At 54.8% G+C, this 14677-nt stretch carries 14 protein-coding genes and 1 pseudogene; 12 read left to right on the top strand and 3 right to left on the bottom strand.

Annotation, left to right across the window (positions count from 1 at the left end; genetic code table 11):
• The 10 genes and pseudogenes from AUQ43_RS02165 to ftsY all read left to right on the top strand — a co-directional run.
• Nucleotides 1-2689, top strand: a pseudogene (locus tag AUQ43_RS02165) (hypothetical protein); the annotation flags it as partial.
• A 159-nt stretch (nucleotides 2690-2848) separates the two neighbouring features.
• A complete protein-coding gene (gene rpmH / locus AUQ43_RS02160) occupies nucleotides 2849-2983 on the top strand; it encodes a 50S ribosomal protein L34 (RefSeq protein ID WP_007091264.1) in 135 nt (44 codons plus the stop codon).
• Between the two features lie 4 nt (nucleotides 2984-2987).
• Nucleotides 2988-3449 (top strand): ribonuclease P protein component, encoded by a 462-nt coding sequence (gene rnpA / locus AUQ43_RS02155; RefSeq protein ID WP_062953986.1) that lies wholly within the window; start codon nucleotides 2988-2990, stop codon nucleotides 3447-3449.
• Complete coding sequence (gene yidD, locus AUQ43_RS02150; RefSeq protein WP_008891489.1) at nucleotides 3446-3754, top strand: membrane protein insertion efficiency factor YidD; 309 nt, start codon at nucleotides 3446-3448, stop codon at nucleotides 3752-3754. Before rnpA ends, yidD begins: the two co-directional genes overlap by 4 nt.
• A gap of 45 nt (nucleotides 3755-3799) precedes the next feature.
• Nucleotides 3800-5506 (top strand): membrane protein insertase YidC, encoded by a 1707-nt coding sequence (gene yidC, locus AUQ43_RS02145; RefSeq protein WP_062953985.1) that lies wholly within the window; start codon nucleotides 3800-3802, stop codon nucleotides 5504-5506.
• Between the two features lie 72 nt (nucleotides 5507-5578).
• Nucleotides 5579-6241 carry a ribosome biogenesis GTP-binding protein YihA/YsxC gene (yihA, locus tag AUQ43_RS02140; RefSeq protein WP_062953998.1) on the top strand — a complete coding sequence of 221 codons (663 nt, stop codon included), beginning with the start codon at nucleotides 5579-5581 and terminating at the stop codon, nucleotides 6239-6241.
• Nucleotides 6242-6280: 39 nt separating this feature from the next.
• Nucleotides 6281-7210, top strand: a complete 930-nt coding sequence (gene argB / locus AUQ43_RS02135; RefSeq protein ID WP_084271959.1) for an acetylglutamate kinase — start codon at nucleotides 6281-6283, stop codon at nucleotides 7208-7210.
• A 151-nt stretch (nucleotides 7211-7361) separates the two neighbouring features.
• A complete protein-coding gene (locus tag AUQ43_RS02130; RefSeq protein ID WP_062953996.1) occupies nucleotides 7362-8384 on the top strand; it encodes a GGDEF domain-containing protein in 1023 nt (340 codons plus the stop codon).
• A 222-nt stretch (nucleotides 8385-8606) separates the two neighbouring features.
• Nucleotides 8607-9854, top strand: coding sequence for a tRNA (N(6)-L-threonylcarbamoyladenosine(37)-C(2))-methylthiotransferase MtaB (mtaB, locus tag AUQ43_RS02125; protein ID WP_062953995.1), 1248 nt, complete (start codon nucleotides 8607-8609; stop codon nucleotides 9852-9854).
• A complete protein-coding gene (gene ftsY / locus AUQ43_RS02120) occupies nucleotides 9851-10786 on the top strand; it encodes a signal recognition particle-docking protein FtsY (protein ID WP_062953984.1) in 936 nt (311 codons plus the stop codon). The genes mtaB and ftsY overlap by 4 nt, the downstream gene beginning before the upstream one ends.
• Before the next feature lie 59 nt (nucleotides 10787-10845).
• On the opposite strand, the gene AUQ43_RS02115 is transcribed toward ftsY, so the two are convergent.
• On the bottom strand, nucleotides 10846-12225 hold the full coding sequence (locus AUQ43_RS02115) for a diacylglycerol kinase family protein (protein WP_062953983.1): 1380 nt from the start codon (nucleotides 12223-12225) through the stop codon (nucleotides 10846-10848).
• 85 nt (nucleotides 12226-12310) lie between these two features.
• Nucleotides 12311-12814: a Dps family protein gene (locus AUQ43_RS02110; protein ID WP_062953982.1), complete on the bottom strand. Its 504-nt coding sequence runs from the start codon at nucleotides 12812-12814 to the stop codon at nucleotides 12311-12313.
• Nucleotides 12815-13040: 226 nt separating this feature from the next.
• Between AUQ43_RS02110 and AUQ43_RS02105 the strand changes: the two genes are divergently transcribed.
• Both AUQ43_RS02105 and AUQ43_RS02100 read left to right on the top strand, forming a co-directional pair.
• Complete coding sequence (locus AUQ43_RS02105; protein ID WP_062953981.1) at nucleotides 13041-13496, top strand: hypothetical protein; 456 nt, start codon at nucleotides 13041-13043, stop codon at nucleotides 13494-13496.
• Between the two features lie 164 nt (nucleotides 13497-13660).
• Nucleotides 13661-14200 (top strand): YqaA family protein, encoded by a 540-nt coding sequence (locus AUQ43_RS02100; protein WP_232310557.1) that lies wholly within the window; start codon nucleotides 13661-13663, stop codon nucleotides 14198-14200.
• Nucleotides 14201-14276: 76 nt separating this feature from the next.
• Here AUQ43_RS02100 and AUQ43_RS20200 read toward each other — a convergent pair whose 3' ends face one another.
• Nucleotides 14277-14486 carry a hypothetical protein gene (locus AUQ43_RS20200; protein WP_114129905.1) on the bottom strand — a complete coding sequence of 70 codons (210 nt, stop codon included), beginning with the start codon at nucleotides 14484-14486 and terminating at the stop codon, nucleotides 14277-14279.
• Between the last annotated feature and the right edge of the window lie 191 nt (nucleotides 14487-14677).

The raw sequence follows: 14677 nt of genomic DNA, 5'->3' as shown, positions 1-14677 counted from the left end.
CGAAGACAGTGCTATTGCCCTCGACATTGATGCAGGTCTGACGGACAGCTCTGAAACTCTCACAGTCACGATAAGTGGTGTGCCGGATGGTGCAACGCTATCTGCTGGTACCGATAATGGTGACGGTACGTGGTCGCTTACATCCGATGATTTGGACGGGCTCGCCATCGTTCCGCCGGAGGACTATAGCGGTAGTTTTGATCTGGAGATCACGGCAAGTACCCAAGATGGGGTTGATATTGCCAGTGTGACCGACACCGTAATGGTCAATGTCATCGGAGATGCTGATTTACCGACACTGGATGTGGCAGATGCATCCGGGAGTGAAGAAAGTGCCATTGAGCTGAGCATTGATGCCGCTTTGAGTGATGCGTCCGAGGTGTTGTCGGTCACGATTGGTGGTGTGCCGGATGGTGCGACCCTGTCTGCCGGGACGAACAATGGCGATGGTACATGGACACTTGGCGCGGACGACCTTGACGGTCTGACGATCACGCCAGCCGATGACTATTCCGGTTCGTTTGATCTGAATGTAACTGTGACTTCAACCGATGGGGACGACACCGCAAGTGTCAGCGAAACCATCACGGTGGATGTTGCCGGTGTTGCCGATACACCGAGCCTTGACGTGTCGGACGCATCCGGAAATGAAGATACGGCGATCAGTCTGGATATTGATGCAGGCCTGTCTGACGGTTCCGAAGTTCTGTCGGTCACGATTGGTGGTGTGCCGGATGGTGCGACCCTGTCTGCCGGGACGGATAACGGCGATGGTACGTGGACACTTGGCGCGGAGGATCTTGACGGTCTGACGATCACGCCAGCCGATGACTATTCCGGTTCGTTTGATCTGAATGTGACCGTGACTTCGACCGATGGGGATGACACCGCAAGTGTCAGCGAAACCATCACGGTGGATGTTGCCGGTGTTGCCGATACACCAACACTTGAGGTCAGTGACGCAAGTGGTGAGGAAGGCAATAGCGTTGCACTTGATATCGACGCCGCCGTTACCGACAGCAGTGAAACGCTGACGGTTACCGTCAGTGGCGTGCCAGAGGGTGCAAGCTTGTCGGCGGGCACCAACAATGGCGACGGCACCTGGACCCTGACATCTGCGCAATTGTCGGGGCTGACCATTTCGGCGGCCAGCGATTATGCTGGCACGTTCGAACTGACCGTGTCGGTCCAGTCACGCGATGGGGAGGATACTGCAACCACCACAGCCATCCTTGAAGTTACCTTTGATCCCGTTGAGGACGAAGATGAAGTCATCTGGGATCCGAACGAGGATGGCGTGATTGAAACCGGATCCGGCAGCGATACGGTCGGCGGGAATGATGGTGATGACACCATCAGCACCAATGCCGGGAACGATACGATCTGGGCTGGCAACGGTGATGATGTGGTCTATGCCGGCGATGGCGATGACAGCGTCACCGGTGATGGTGGTAACGATACGATCTATGGCGGTGGTGGCAACGATACCCTGCACGGGGGCGAAGGCCGCAACACCATCGATGGCGGCACGGGCAATGACTATATTACGGGCGGCAGCGATCGTGACACGATCAGGTCGAGTGCCGGTGACAACATTGTTTATGCCAGCGAAGGCCAAAACTATATCGAAACCGGTGCGGGGAATGACAGCCTCTATGCCGGAAGTGGTGATGACACCATTCTGGGCGGTGATGGCGATAACTATGTCAGTGCGGGGGAAGGCCGTAACGACATCACGACCGGATCCGGGGATGACAGCATTCTGGCCGGGAGTGGCAATGACACCATCAGTGCCGGCGACGGCGACAACTATATCAATGTCGGTGAAGGCAAGAATACCATCACCTCAGGTGCCGGTGATGACACCGTCATAACCGGATCAAGTGATGACGTGATTGATGCCGGTGATGGCAACAACACCGTCACGGGCGGTGAGGGCCGCAACACCATCAATACCGGCAGCGGCGACGACACCATCACGACGGGCAGCGACAAGGACACCATTTCCGCAGGTGACGGTAATGACAATATTGACGCCGGTGACGGGCATAACACTGTCTGGGGCGGTGGTGGCGATGATTCGATCCACGGTGCCTGGGGGGATGACACCTTCTATGGCGGGGATGGCAATGACATCCTTAGCGCCGATGGGGGCGACAACGAATTTGATGGCGGTGCCGGTGATGACACCCTGAGCGCAGGTTGGGGCGAAGATACGTTCTATGGCGGGGCGGGTAACGACTATCTTGATGGCGGTGGTGATGACGACAGCCTGGATGGTGGTACCGGCGATGACAGCATCTTGGGGGGTGCTGGCGACGACATGCTGATTGGCGGTGCTGGCAACGATATGCTGTTGGGTGGCGATGGCGACGATACGCTGATTGGCGGCATAGGGGACGACAGCCTGTATGGCGGCGGCGGATCTGATCTGTTCATCTTCAATATGGGCGATGGCAGCGACCATGTGGATGGCGGTGCCAATGGCTGGACCACCGATACCATCGAATTGCATGGTTCCGGCGGCGGCAATATCGACTCGAACGACTGGACCCTTGTCCTTGATGAGGGCGAGATTACCAAAAGCAAGGGGCACTCCCTTGAACTGAGCACCGATTCGTCGGGAACAATCGTATTTTCCGACGGTTCCGAGTTGACATTTTCCAATGTCGAACGTATCGAGTGGTGACGAATTCACATTTCGGATGCCGTCGGGACGAAATCCCGGCGGCATTGCCGGTTTTCTGGGGGTAAATGCCCTGTCACGAGTTGACAGCTTTGGTGTGAAGCCCTATACAGCGGACCTCGAATTTTATCGGATTACCTTATTTAGAACGGAGTAAGTGCAGTGAAGCGCACCTACCAGCCAAGCAAACTCGTACGGAAACGCCGCCACGGCTTCCGTTCCCGCAGCGCGACCGTCGGTGGCCGCCGTGTGCTGACCGCACGCCGCGCCAAGGGCCGCAAGCGTCTGTCGGCCTAATGTTGTGACCGTTTCGGTGGAACGCCTTAAAAAGCGGGCGGAGTTTCTCCGCGTTGCGGGCACCCGCCGGAAATGGGTTACACAGGGATTGATCCTGCAGGGCGCACCGCGGCCGGGGATCAAACCGGACACAGAATACGCCGGTGAAGACCGACTCGCACGAGTCGGGTTTACCGTCACCAAAAAGGTGGGAAAGGCCGTCGTCCGCAATCGCGTTCGGCGGCGTTTGCGTGCTGTGGCAGAGCAATTGATGAGCGAACACGCATTGCCCGGGTGGGACTATGTTGTGATCGGTCGTGCGCAAACTATTGATCGGCCGTTTGACAAGCTGATTGAAGATATGCGCTTTGCCCTGCGCCGGGTTCCTGACGCCAAGCCGTCTGCGCCTGATGCCCGCCGTCCCCGCAAGGGGCGCGCCAACAGCAAGCCAGACGGTTCGACGAAGGCAGGAGACACGGGAAAATGACCTTTATGCGTGCTCCCGGTTTTTTTGCCCGTCTTCTTCAAGTCGCAGTTCGCGGCTATCAGCTGTTTTTATCGCCTTATATCGGGTGGTCGTGCCGTTATCAGCCGACCTGTTCGGCTTTCATGCTCGAAGCATTGGCCCGTCATGGTGCATTAAAAGGCGGCTGGATGGGATTTAAACGGATAATGCGTTGCCATCCATGGGGTGGACATGGTTATGATCCCGTGCCCGGATGTGGCTGCGAACAAAACAAAGCGTCGTCGGATGGTGAAAACCGTTCCCCGGCGCTTTCGTCATGTAAATAGAATATGCGGTCGGCGCACGCTGGCTGAAAAAAGCGGAAAGAGGCGATGAACGAACAACGTAACCTGTGGGTAGCAATTGCATCGGCGGTTGTGATTCTTATCGGGTGGCAATTCTTCTTTGCGCCGGAGCCTGATCCTCAGGTTCGTGAAGCGCAGGTTCGCGAACAGCTGAATGCGGACGGCACCAACACCCCACAGGTATCTGGCCCGGCCGTACCCGGTGGCCAGCCCGCCGTTCCGGCCGTCAAGCGTGAAGACGCGCTGGCCGAATCGCCTCGGATCAAGATTGATACCCCGCGTGTCGAAGGTTCGATTCGTCTCGTCGGCGGTGTTATCGACGATATCCAGCTTCAGGATTATCGCGAGACCGAAGAAGACGACAGCCCGCTGATCCATGTTCTGAACCCGACCGGCAGCAATGACGCCTATTTTGCAGAGTTCGGCTGGGTCGGTGCGAAAAACGGTATGGCGCTGCCAAGCAGCGACACCCAGTGGACCGCAGATAAAGAATTGCTGACGCCAGACAGCCCGGTCACCCTGACCTGGGACAATGGTGAAGGCCTGACCTTCAAACGTGAAATCGCGATTGACGAGAACTATCTGTTCACCGTCAACCAGTCGGTCGTCAACAATACCGGCGGCGATGTCGTTCTGTATCCCTATGGCCTGATTTCGCGCAAGAACAAGCCGCAGACCGCCGGCTTCTATATCCTGCACGAAGGTCCGCTTGGCGTGATCGACGGTACGCTCACCGAGATCGACTATGACGATCTGGCCGATGATGGTGCTGTTGAACAGAAAACCACTGGTGGCTGGCTTGGTATTACCGACAAGTACTGGCTGGTCGCACTTGCCCCGTCTTCGGACGAGGAAATGACCACCCGCTTTAGCCACCATGTAGCGGAAAACGCCGACAAGTATCAGACCGATTACCTTGGTGCCCCGCGCACGATTGCGGCCGGTAGCGAAGGTGCTGCTGAAACGCGCCTGTTTGCCGGTGCCAAGGAAGTTGCACTGCTTGATACCTATGCCGAGGATTACGGGATCACCAACTTCGATCTCGCGATCGACTTTGGCTGGTTCTACTTCCTGACCAAGCCGTTCTTCCTGTTCCTGCAGTATCTCTATCACCTGGTTGGCAACTTTGGCGTCTCGATCCTGATCATTACCGTGATCATCAAGGCGATCATGTTCCCGCTGGCCAACAAGTCGTACAAATCCATGAGTGCGATGAAGAAGCTGCAGCCGCAGATCACCGAGATGCGCGAGAAGTTCAAGGATGATCGCCAGCGCCAGCAGCAGGAAATGATGGCGCTTTACAAGCGAGAGAAGATCAACCCGGCCTCTGGCTGTTTGCCGATTATCGTGCAGATCCCGGTCTTCTTTGCGCTGTATAAAGTTCTGTTCGTCAGCATCGAAATGCGCCATGCGCCGTTCTTTGGCTGGATTCAGGATTTGTCGGCACCGGATCCGACTTCGCTGTTCAACCTGTTTGGTCTGATCCCGTGGGATCCGCCGCAAATGCTGATGATCGGTATCTGGCCGTTGATCATGGGTCTTACCATGTATCTGCAGCAGAAACTGAACCCGGCGCCGGCCGATCCGACCCAGGCAAAGATCATGATGTTCCTGCCATTCATCTTCACCTTCATGCTGGCAAGTTTCCCGGCTGGTCTGGTGATTTACTGGGCATGGAACAACCTGCTGTCCATCGCACAGCAGCGCTACATCATGTACAAGATGGGGATCTAATCCCCATCTACCCCTTCACGGGTTGAACTTCCCTTCGGGGAGCATCCCCGATCAATCGGGGAAGGAAAGATGATGACACAAGAAAACCTGCCGTCGGCAACTGCCATTCCGACGCACGAAGACTCAGTGATCGAAGCCGGGCGGAAGCTTTTTAGCCGCCCGGTTAACTTCGTTCTTGGCGTAGCACAGCTTGAACAGCTTCCGCCTGAAGACAAAACAGAGATCTGTTTTGCGGGCCGTTCGAACGTGGGCAAGTCCAGCCTGATCAATGCGATCACCGGCCGTAAGGATATCGCCCGGACGTCGAACACCCCCGGTCGTACGCAACAGCTGAACTATTTCGATCTTGATGGTGCGTGCCATATCGTGGATCTGCCGGGCTATGGCTTTGCCCAGGCCCCCAAGGATATCGTCGATACGTGGCATGCGTTGATCAAACAGTATCTGCGCGGGCGCGTCACGCTCCGCCGTGTGTTTGTTCTGATTGATTCCAGACATGGCTTCAAAAAGGCTGACCTTGATATGATGAAGCTGCTTGATGAGGCCGCTGTGCCGTATCAGGTTGTGCTGACCAAGGCAGACAAGCTAAAAAAAGGTCAGCTTGAAAAGCGGATCAAGGAAGTGGTCGACGGGCTGGTCAAACACCCCGCTGCCCTGCCGCAGATTTTTGCGACTTCAAGCGAGAAAAATACCGGCCTTGCCGAACTGCGAGCAGAGATTTCAACCCTGCTTTGATACCGGCAGCCGCATAGCGCGATAATATGGGGAAGTGACATGAACGAAGAAATCCGTTCTGAAGAAGACCAATCGGAAGCCAGCGCATACCGGATGCTGGCACGTGCCAAAGTGCTGTCCGAGGCTCTTCCCTTTATGCGACGCTTTAACGGGCAAAAAATTGTCGTCAAGTATGGCGGCCATGCTATGGGGGACCCGGAGCTTGCCCGTCTGTTCGCCCAGGACATGGTGTTGCTTAAACAGGTCGGCATGAACCCGATTGTTGTGCATGGCGGTGGGCCGCAGATCGGCCAGATGCTCAAGCAGCTTAATATTCAGTCGGAATTCATTGACGGCTTGCGGGTGACCGACCAGCAGACCATCGATGTTGTTGAAATGGTTCTGGCCGGCAAGATCAACAAGGAAATCGTTTCCAATATCAATGCCGCTGGCGGTGTTGGTGTCGGTCTGTGCGGCAAGGATGCCAACCTGATCACGGCACGTAAATTGACGCGAACCAAACGCGACCCCGAAAGCAATATCGAGAAAGTTCTTGATCTGGGTTTTGTGGGTGAGCCGGAAAAAATCAATCCGCACGTTCTTGATTGCTTTGTTGATACAGACATCATTCCGGTCATTTCGCCGATTGGCGTTGGGGCGGACGGGCAAACCTATAATATCAATGCGGATACGGCCGCCGGTGCGATTGCGAAGGCCGTTGGTGCAAGCCGTCTTTACATGCTGACCGATGTAAAAGGTATCCTTGATCAGGACAAAAACCTTGTACGCGATGCTGACACTGCCCACATCAATGCCATGATCGCGGATGGCACCATTCAGGGGGGCATGATCCCAAAAACCGAGACTTGCATGGATGCAGTCGAAAACGGTGTTGAGGCCGCAGTCATTGTGGACGGACGCGCGCCACATGCTGTTCTGCTGGAACTCTTCACCGAACGCGGTGCGGGCACCATGATCAGGGGCAACTAAAGGTCGAAGTCTGACTGACCCTTTCGGGTAGTTAATTTCGACGTATAGCTGGTTCCGGCTGTTAAGGTAGGGTATCTTGAGCCCAATCGTTATGTCCAAAACGCATAACACATTGACTTTGATGATGAAAACACGAGCCGGAGCACCCGTTGTGACCACAGCGGAAAAAGAACTTTCCCGCCATTGGGATTATGCTGATGAGACCTTAAAGGCGCTGCGCGAACGCGGCCTGCGCCCGACGCCCGAATTGTACCATGTCTGGTTCGTCTATTTTGCCGAAGAAAACCCGGAGATTCTGCGGGTCATCGATGCGGTAAGGGCCAGTGGTGACGATTTGGCCGAGGATACGCTCCTTCAGCTTTATTATCGCTATATCTTTGACCGCCAGGCTGCAGACTTCCTGCAGCGCGGGATGGAAGATTTCTCGGAACTCGTTGAAAATAGCGATGATTGCCTGACGACAGCCCGCAGCGGATTGCAGGATTACGGGGCGTTGCTTGGACGGTCGCTTGAAACACTCAAGGACCATGAGCAGGTCAGCCCGGTTCTGAGCGAGGTGATCGAACAGACCGACCAGATGCAAAGGACGGTCAAAGGCCTGCATCAGCGCCTTGATCGTTATCTGGGCAAGGTCGAACGGCTCCAGCGCGAACTGGAAGAAACCCGCGAACGATCCTATACCGACGGTTTGACGCGCGTTTCAAACCGTATGTATTTCGAAGAGCAGCTTAATCAGACAATTGAAGAGCACGACTCATCGAAACGGCCGGATCCGTTCTGTGTGATGATTATCGACCTTGACCAATTCAAGGCGGTCAATGACCGGTTCGGACATCGTATCGGCGATGAAATTCTGGTTCTGATTGCCTCAATGCTTAAAGCCAATATCAAGGGTCGTGACGTTGTGGCGCGCTATGGCGGTGACGAGTTTGCCATTCTGCTGCCCCAGACACCTCTGGCTGATGCCATGGTTCTGGCCAGCGATATGAGCAAACGTATCGCCGCACGCGAAATCAAGGCAAAGCAGTCGGGCATTTCATTTGGTCAGATGACCATATCTGTCGGTGTGGCAGAATATGTTTCCAAAGAAGGCAGCACGAAACTGATCGACCGCGCCGACCGGGCATTGTATCGGGCGAAGAAAGAAGGTCGTAATCGGAACTGCGCGGCCTAACGGGCGCAATCCAACCCCTGGTTTGAATTGTTGCCATTGAATTGCGCGCTTGCTGCATGTGTGCCATGACAGGTGCCGGGCTTGCATTGAAGTGTTCAAAAGCGTATGTAACCAGCGCCCGGCAAGGTCATTGAGCCTTGCCGGGCGTTCCGCACTTGCACCAGTGTTTTGATTGTGCAGGTGGAAAAATTCCAAGCAGAACTGGATGACAGAAGTCCGACCATGAAAGAGCCGCGCGTCGTCACATTTGGTTGCCGCCTTAACACCTATGAGTCAGAGGTGATGCGCGACCATGCCAAAAATGCGGGACTTGATGATGCGATTATCATCAATACCTGTGCGGTGACGACCGAAGCAGAACGCCAGGCGCGTCAAAGCATTCGTCGCCTGCGGCGCGAAAACCCCGAGGCCAAGATTTTTGTCACCGGCTGTGCCGTTCAGGTCAATCCCGACAAGTTCGCCAATATGGGCGAAATTGATCGCATCTTTGGCAACGACGCCAAGATGAAGGCCGAAACGTTTGCCATGCCCGATCATGAACGTGTTGTCGTCAATGACATCATGTCGGTCGACGAAACGGCAAGCCACCTTGTTTCCGGTTTCGAGGGGCGTGCGCGCGCCTTTGTGCAGGTGCAGAACGGGTGTGATCATCGTTGCACGTTTTGCATCATCCCATTTGGCCGTGGCAATTCGCGCAGTGTGCCAATGGGCGAAATCGTCACCCAGGTCCGTGAACTGGTCGCCAATGGTTATGGCGAGGTTGTTCTGACCGGGGTTGATATTACATCCTACGGCCATGATCTGCCGGGGCAGCCGACCCTGGGGCAGATGTCGCGCCGCCTGCTGGCACAGGTGCCTGAGCTGCCGCGTCTGCGTATTTCATCGATTGACCCGGTCGAGGTGGATGAAGACCTGTTTCGCCTGATCGAAACCGAACCACGTTTGATGCCGCACATGCATATCAGCCTGCAGGCCGGCGATGACATGGTGCTTAAGCGCATGAAGCGTCGCCATCTGCGCCAAGACGTTGTCGATTTCTGCAAAAAGGTCCGCGATCTGCGCCCGGATGTGACGTTTGGCGCCGATATCATTGCCGGTTTCCCGACCGAAACCGATGAAATGGCCGAAAATACCCTGCGTCTTGTTGATGAATGCGGTCTGATTTACCTGCATGTTTTCCCGTATTCATCACGTCCGGGGACACCAGCGGCCAAGATGCCCCAGGTGCCCAAGGATCTTCGCAAGGAACGCGCAAGCGCGCTTCGCGAAGCGGGCGAGGTGCAGCTGAACAAGTTCCTGCAATCGCGCATCGGCATGATGGAGAATGTGTTGGTGGAAAAGGAAAATACCGGCCATACGGAGCATTTTGCTCCCGTTCTGCTTGATCGCGTGATAGAAGCGGGCACGATAGCAAAGGCCAAGGTCACCGGCCTTGAAAATGGAAAATTGATTGCGGAGCTTGCGGAATGAGTGAAGAGGGGAAGAAAAGCTGGTTTAGCCGCCTGAAAGACGGGTTGAAGCGGTCCTCCTCGAAGCTGACTACCGGGATTACGGATATCTTCACGAAGCGCCGTCTTGATGATGATGCGCTCGAAGAATTCGAAGACCTTCTGATTACTTCCGACCTTGGCGTGACGACCGCCGCGAAACTGAGCGCGGAACTGTCCAAGACCCGGTTTGACAAGGAAGTCGATTCCGCCGAAATTCAGGAATTCATTGCCGAAGAAGTTGCCAAAATCCTTGAGCCGGTGGCACAGCCGCTGGTGATTGATGCCAACAAGAAACCACATGTGGTGCTGGTGGTTGGTGTTAACGGATCGGGCAAAACCACGACCATCGGCAAGCTTGCCAAGACATACAAGGATCAGGGTCTCAAGGTCATGATGGCCGCGGGCGATACGTTCCGTGCGGCTGCGGTCGAGCAGCTTAAAGTCTGGGGCGAACGCACCGACTGTCCGGTGATTGCGCGTGACACGGGTGCCGATGCCGCAGGCCTTGCCTTTGATGCGATCGAACAGGCCCAGCGCGAAGGATATGACCTTTTGCTGATTGATACGGCCGGTCGTCTGCAGAACAAGGCACACCTGATGGACGAACTTAAAAAGATCGTCCGCGTGATCAAAAAACGCGACGAGAGTGCGCCGCATGACACGCTTCTGGTGCTCGATGCGACAACTGGTCAGAACGCCCATTCACAGGTCGAAACCTTTGGCGAGGCGACCAATGTATCAGGCCTGATCGTAACCAAGCTTGATGGTACGGCAAAGGGCGGTGTTGTGGTCGCCCTTGCCGAGAAGTTCGGCAAACCTGTCCATGCGATTGGTGTGGGTGAGACTGCCGAAGACCTGCGCCCGTTCGAGGCCAAATCCTTTGCCAGAAGTCTTGCCGGGCTTGAAGACTGATCAGGGTCGCTTGCAAGGATGCAAAATGAAAGACCGCCATCTGGCGGTCTTTTTTCGTTTTACAGGCTTTTGATGATGTCGCCGAGATTGCCGGTGAAACTGTCGACTTCGCTTGCCAGGGTATCAAGCGCCTTTGCGACATCGGTTGGCTGGTCGGCGATTGATATTGCTGCAGTTTCGCGCATAAGCAGTTCCGCACGTGCTTTCAGGCCGTTTGACAGACGGCTGTCGGCATTGCCCAGCAACCAGCCCATGACCTTGTCGCGGAGCTCCTCAAGATTCTGAAGGTCCGGGTCGGGCGACGCCGGATTGATACCATAGGGGCGCAATCCCAGTTCGAGTTGCCGCGCGATGTCGCGGAATTTGCCTGCACTATCATGACAAAGTGCCTTCAGATCGCTGTTTTGTGCCACCGGATAGATGGCCTCCAGGCGCAAGGCAAAATCGACGGTATCGCGCATGACGTCATTGATTTCATTTTGCTGCGGCAGGGATTTGTTTTCCAGCGCGGGGGTGTCTTCGATTTGATCGACAAAGCTGTTTGGCGCGAAAACCGGCAGTACGCTGGCGCGAATGGTGAAGCTGGCGGGCAGTTCGGCAATGATTTCACCATCGGCCAGAACAGGCGCGCCGTCTGCGCCTTCTACCTTGATGGTGGCGCATTGCATGGTGGTGGCATAGCTGCTGTCATCAACAGAGCCAAACAACAGCTCGGCCGCGACATCAAGGCCGCTCAGTGTGTCGACACTGTCGCGAATGGCGAACATATGCAGATATCCGTCTTCGGGACTTTTGGTTTCACTTGGTCGTAAGCCGCCCCCGAAGTAACGGCCATTGGTGATGGTAATCTGGCGCAGTTTCATATTCTGCGGTGCTTCGTCGCCACACGTGATGGTCAAATCGAGCGGTTCCATTTCATGCCAGCTTTGCCAGTTGGCAACCGCATAGCTGATGGCGCCCAATGTGCGTTTCAGGTCGGGATTGATGCGCTTGCGGGCATCGGCGGGTACACCAATGCTGGCAGCATTCACAAAGCTTTTGTTGTTCACGCTGCCGATATCAAGCATCCGGATTTGTCCATGAATGGATGCACGGGCAGCATCAATCAAGTCATCTGGCAGGGTCAGGGTGCGGGCAAAATCATTTGCGGTGCCAAGCGGGACGGGGATCAGCACCACCTTGTTGGCAATGATCGTATCAAGAACCGCATTAATGGTTCCGTCACCGCCGCCAACCGCAACGATATCCCCCGGCTGGCAGGAGAAGTTGATTTGTTTGTTGATAGCCTCGGGACCGTCGCAAAGGGTCAGCTCTGTCTGGTAACCGGCATCATCGAACACATCGCGGAGCGGCTGCGCACCATTTTCGCGCCAGTCTTCGGGCAGTTTTGCCTTCGACAGCAGTAGGTGAACCTTGCCAGTCAGATCAGAGCTTTTCATGGTGTTGCAACATTGTTTTTGGACAAAAAAAACGACCGGTGCCCGAAGGCACCAGTCTATATCGTATCACATCGTTTCGCTACGATCAGGAGATCGTTGCACGCAGCATCCAGGCTGCTTCTTCGTGCACCCCGATCCGCTCGGTCAGCATATCGGCGGTCTTGACGTCATCAACGTCTTCGGCCGCTGCGACACCATCGCGGATCAGTCGGGCCATTTTTTCGTGATCCTCGACCAGTTCCTTGACCATGTCATCGGTCGAAAGAAGTTTGGTCTGATCCTTGATTGCTGAATTCTCCATCATTGCGCTCAGACCGGTCGGGGCGGAAAAGCCGATTGCACGAATGCGCTCTGCCATATCGTCAATCGCTGTATTGAGGTCTTCATATTGCTCCTCGGTCATCTTGTGGAGCGAATAGAAGGCCGGGCCCACGACGTTCCAGTGAACGCCACGAATTTTGGCATACAGTACATGCGACGATCCGACGATCTGCGTCAGCATTTTCGCCAGTTCGTGACGATCCTTGCGATCCACGCCAGTTTCGACGGGGAATTCCTTCGCAACGGTCTGCATACTGCTATGTGCCATAACTAAGACTCCTTTTGTTTATCGCGCGCCCGTTAAATCGGATTGCGCATCAACACTGCGCTGTACCCCGGTTCGTTGTTGGGCGCTTGCAGTTGAAACGTCGATTTCGGCGAAAGGTTCCATGAAATAAAATCAACACAATCGGAACATCCTTTCGCTCCATCCGTTGTGGAGGGTAAGCAGCGCGCAAGTAATTGTGCTGTTATTGTTAAACAAGGAGGTTGTGATGTTGAGCAAGAATATGTTGATGGTCGGTACAGTACTTATGTCTGTTTCGGTAGTTGCCCCGGCCTATGCAGAATCCGACGCATCAAACACGATGGCAACCGACGATGCCGTGGAGTCCGATGTCAACAAGCTGGGCAATGAAATTGCTGCCCAGTATGAAGAAGCCAAGGACTTCACGTTCGAACAGAAAGAAGATTTTCTTACCTGGGTCGATAACAAGTCCGAGCAGCTCGGCGAACAGTATAACGACGTTTCCGCAGAGGTCGAAAAAGACAGTGAGGAAGCGGTTGAAGAACTGGCAGAAGCTTGGGATAGCGCAAGCGACGAGTTGAGCAATGCTCTTGAAGATGCCAAAGATGCATCTGCGGACACCTGGGAAGATGTAAAGGCCAATACGGTTAGTGCGCTTGAAGGCGCGCAGAAGGCCATCTCGGGCAATCAGACCGCTGAATAAGACGTCACAACCTGAACTCGGCGCCTGACGTCCGGGGACCGCAGCCCGCCCGATTTGGGGCGGGCTGCTCTTGTTTGGGCAGGACTTTGGGCAACATGGCGCAAAAAGGAACAAAACCAACGATGTCGAATGAGAGAAAACGACCCGGGCAACAGATCAAAGCAATGGCAGGCTATGCAAAAAGCCGCCTCGCAAGGCTTGCAGAGGGAAGAAAGGGTCTTGGCGGTATTTCCGTGGCATCGTTTCTTGAAACAACGATTATCCCGATCCCGATTGAAGTCATCGTCGCCCCGATCATGGCAGCATCGCGAAAGCGCGGCTTTATTGTCGCAACCGTGACATTGGCAGGCAGTGTGCTTGGCGCGCTGGTGCTTTATTTGCTGGCGTGGGTTTTGTTTGACGAGTTTGCCCAGCCCCTTATTGATATGGCTGGCGGGCAACAGGAATTTGACGAGCTTGAAGCCCAGTTCAGGGAAGGCGGCTTCTGGATTGTCTTTGCCATCAGCATTACCCCGGCACCGATGCAGATCGCAGCTTTGGCTGCAGGCGCCGCATCTTATCCGATCTGGCTGTTCGTGATTGCGATTACGGCCTCACGTGCGATCCGATATTACGGATTGTGGATGCTTGTTCTGGCGTTTGGTGCTGGAATCGCGCGTATATTTGAAGGGCGAAAGCCCGATCTGAAGCGTAATACCGGCTGAAATGACGTCAAAAAGTACCGAAACACAAAAAGGCCCGGCAATTTGCCGGGCCTTTTTTACGTGGCGGGATCACAATTTATTCCGATTCAATACGGAAATCGCTTGTGCTTTTGCCTTCGGTATCTGGTTCTTCGAGGTCGTCAGTGACCAGTCCGCGGCGAATAAGTTCGCGTATCGCAGCTGCGCGGGTTGGCATCCGGTGTTCAAAGCGCCAGTCATCAATGACCTTAAGCTCCTCGTCATCAAGCATGATTTGGAGCTTTTCTGTTCTTTTTGACGTCGACACGTAGGGTTTCCTGTCAGTTTCGGCGGCTATGATTCCCGCCTGAAGTCATTGAAAATCAATGCGTTCACAAATTTTGGAGTAAGTTACGTTACCGCTGTTTCCTCCATAACACAACCATCTTGCTCAGTATCGGTCAGTTCGATATGTGATGTAAGCAATGTAAAGTAATTATAGAACGTAATGAAGGTAAT

The organism is Thalassospira sp. MCCC 1A01148, from assembly GCF_001613795.1.
In the GTDB taxonomy this organism is placed as follows: Bacteria; Pseudomonadota; Alphaproteobacteria; order Rhodospirillales; family Thalassospiraceae; genus Thalassospira.
Note: the sequence above shows the minus strand (reverse complement) of the source record. Positions and strands in the feature narration are given on the sequence as shown.

Excerpts from the sequence above, each read along its gene's own strand:
- yidC (WP_062953985.1), top strand. The coding sequence starts at position 3,800 with ATGAACGAACAACGTAACCTGTGGGTAGCAATTGCATCGGCGGTTGTG.
- yihA (WP_062953998.1), top strand. The coding sequence starts at position 5,579 with ATGACACAAGAAAACCTGCCGTCGGCAACTGCCATTCCGACGCACGAA.
- AUQ43_RS02110 (WP_062953982.1), bottom strand. The coding sequence starts at position 12,814 with ATGGCACATAGCAGTATGCAGACCGTTGCGAAGGAATTCCCCGTCGAA.
- mtaB (WP_062953995.1), top strand. The coding sequence starts at position 8,607 with ATGAAAGAGCCGCGCGTCGTCACATTTGGTTGCCGCCTTAACACCTAT.
- yidD (WP_008891489.1), top strand. The coding sequence starts at position 3,446 with ATGACCTTTATGCGTGCTCCCGGTTTTTTTGCCCGTCTTCTTCAAGTC.
- AUQ43_RS02105 (WP_062953981.1), top strand. The coding sequence starts at position 13,041 with ATGTTGAGCAAGAATATGTTGATGGTCGGTACAGTACTTATGTCTGTT.
- AUQ43_RS02115 (WP_062953983.1), bottom strand. The coding sequence starts at position 12,225 with ATGAAAAGCTCTGATCTGACTGGCAAGGTTCACCTACTGCTGTCGAAG.
- ftsY (WP_062953984.1), top strand. The coding sequence starts at position 9,851 with ATGAGTGAAGAGGGGAAGAAAAGCTGGTTTAGCCGCCTGAAAGACGGG.
- argB (WP_084271959.1), top strand. The coding sequence starts at position 6,281 with ATGAACGAAGAAATCCGTTCTGAAGAAGACCAATCGGAAGCCAGCGCA.
- AUQ43_RS02100 (WP_232310557.1), top strand. The coding sequence starts at position 13,661 with ATGGCAGGCTATGCAAAAAGCCGCCTCGCAAGGCTTGCAGAGGGAAGA.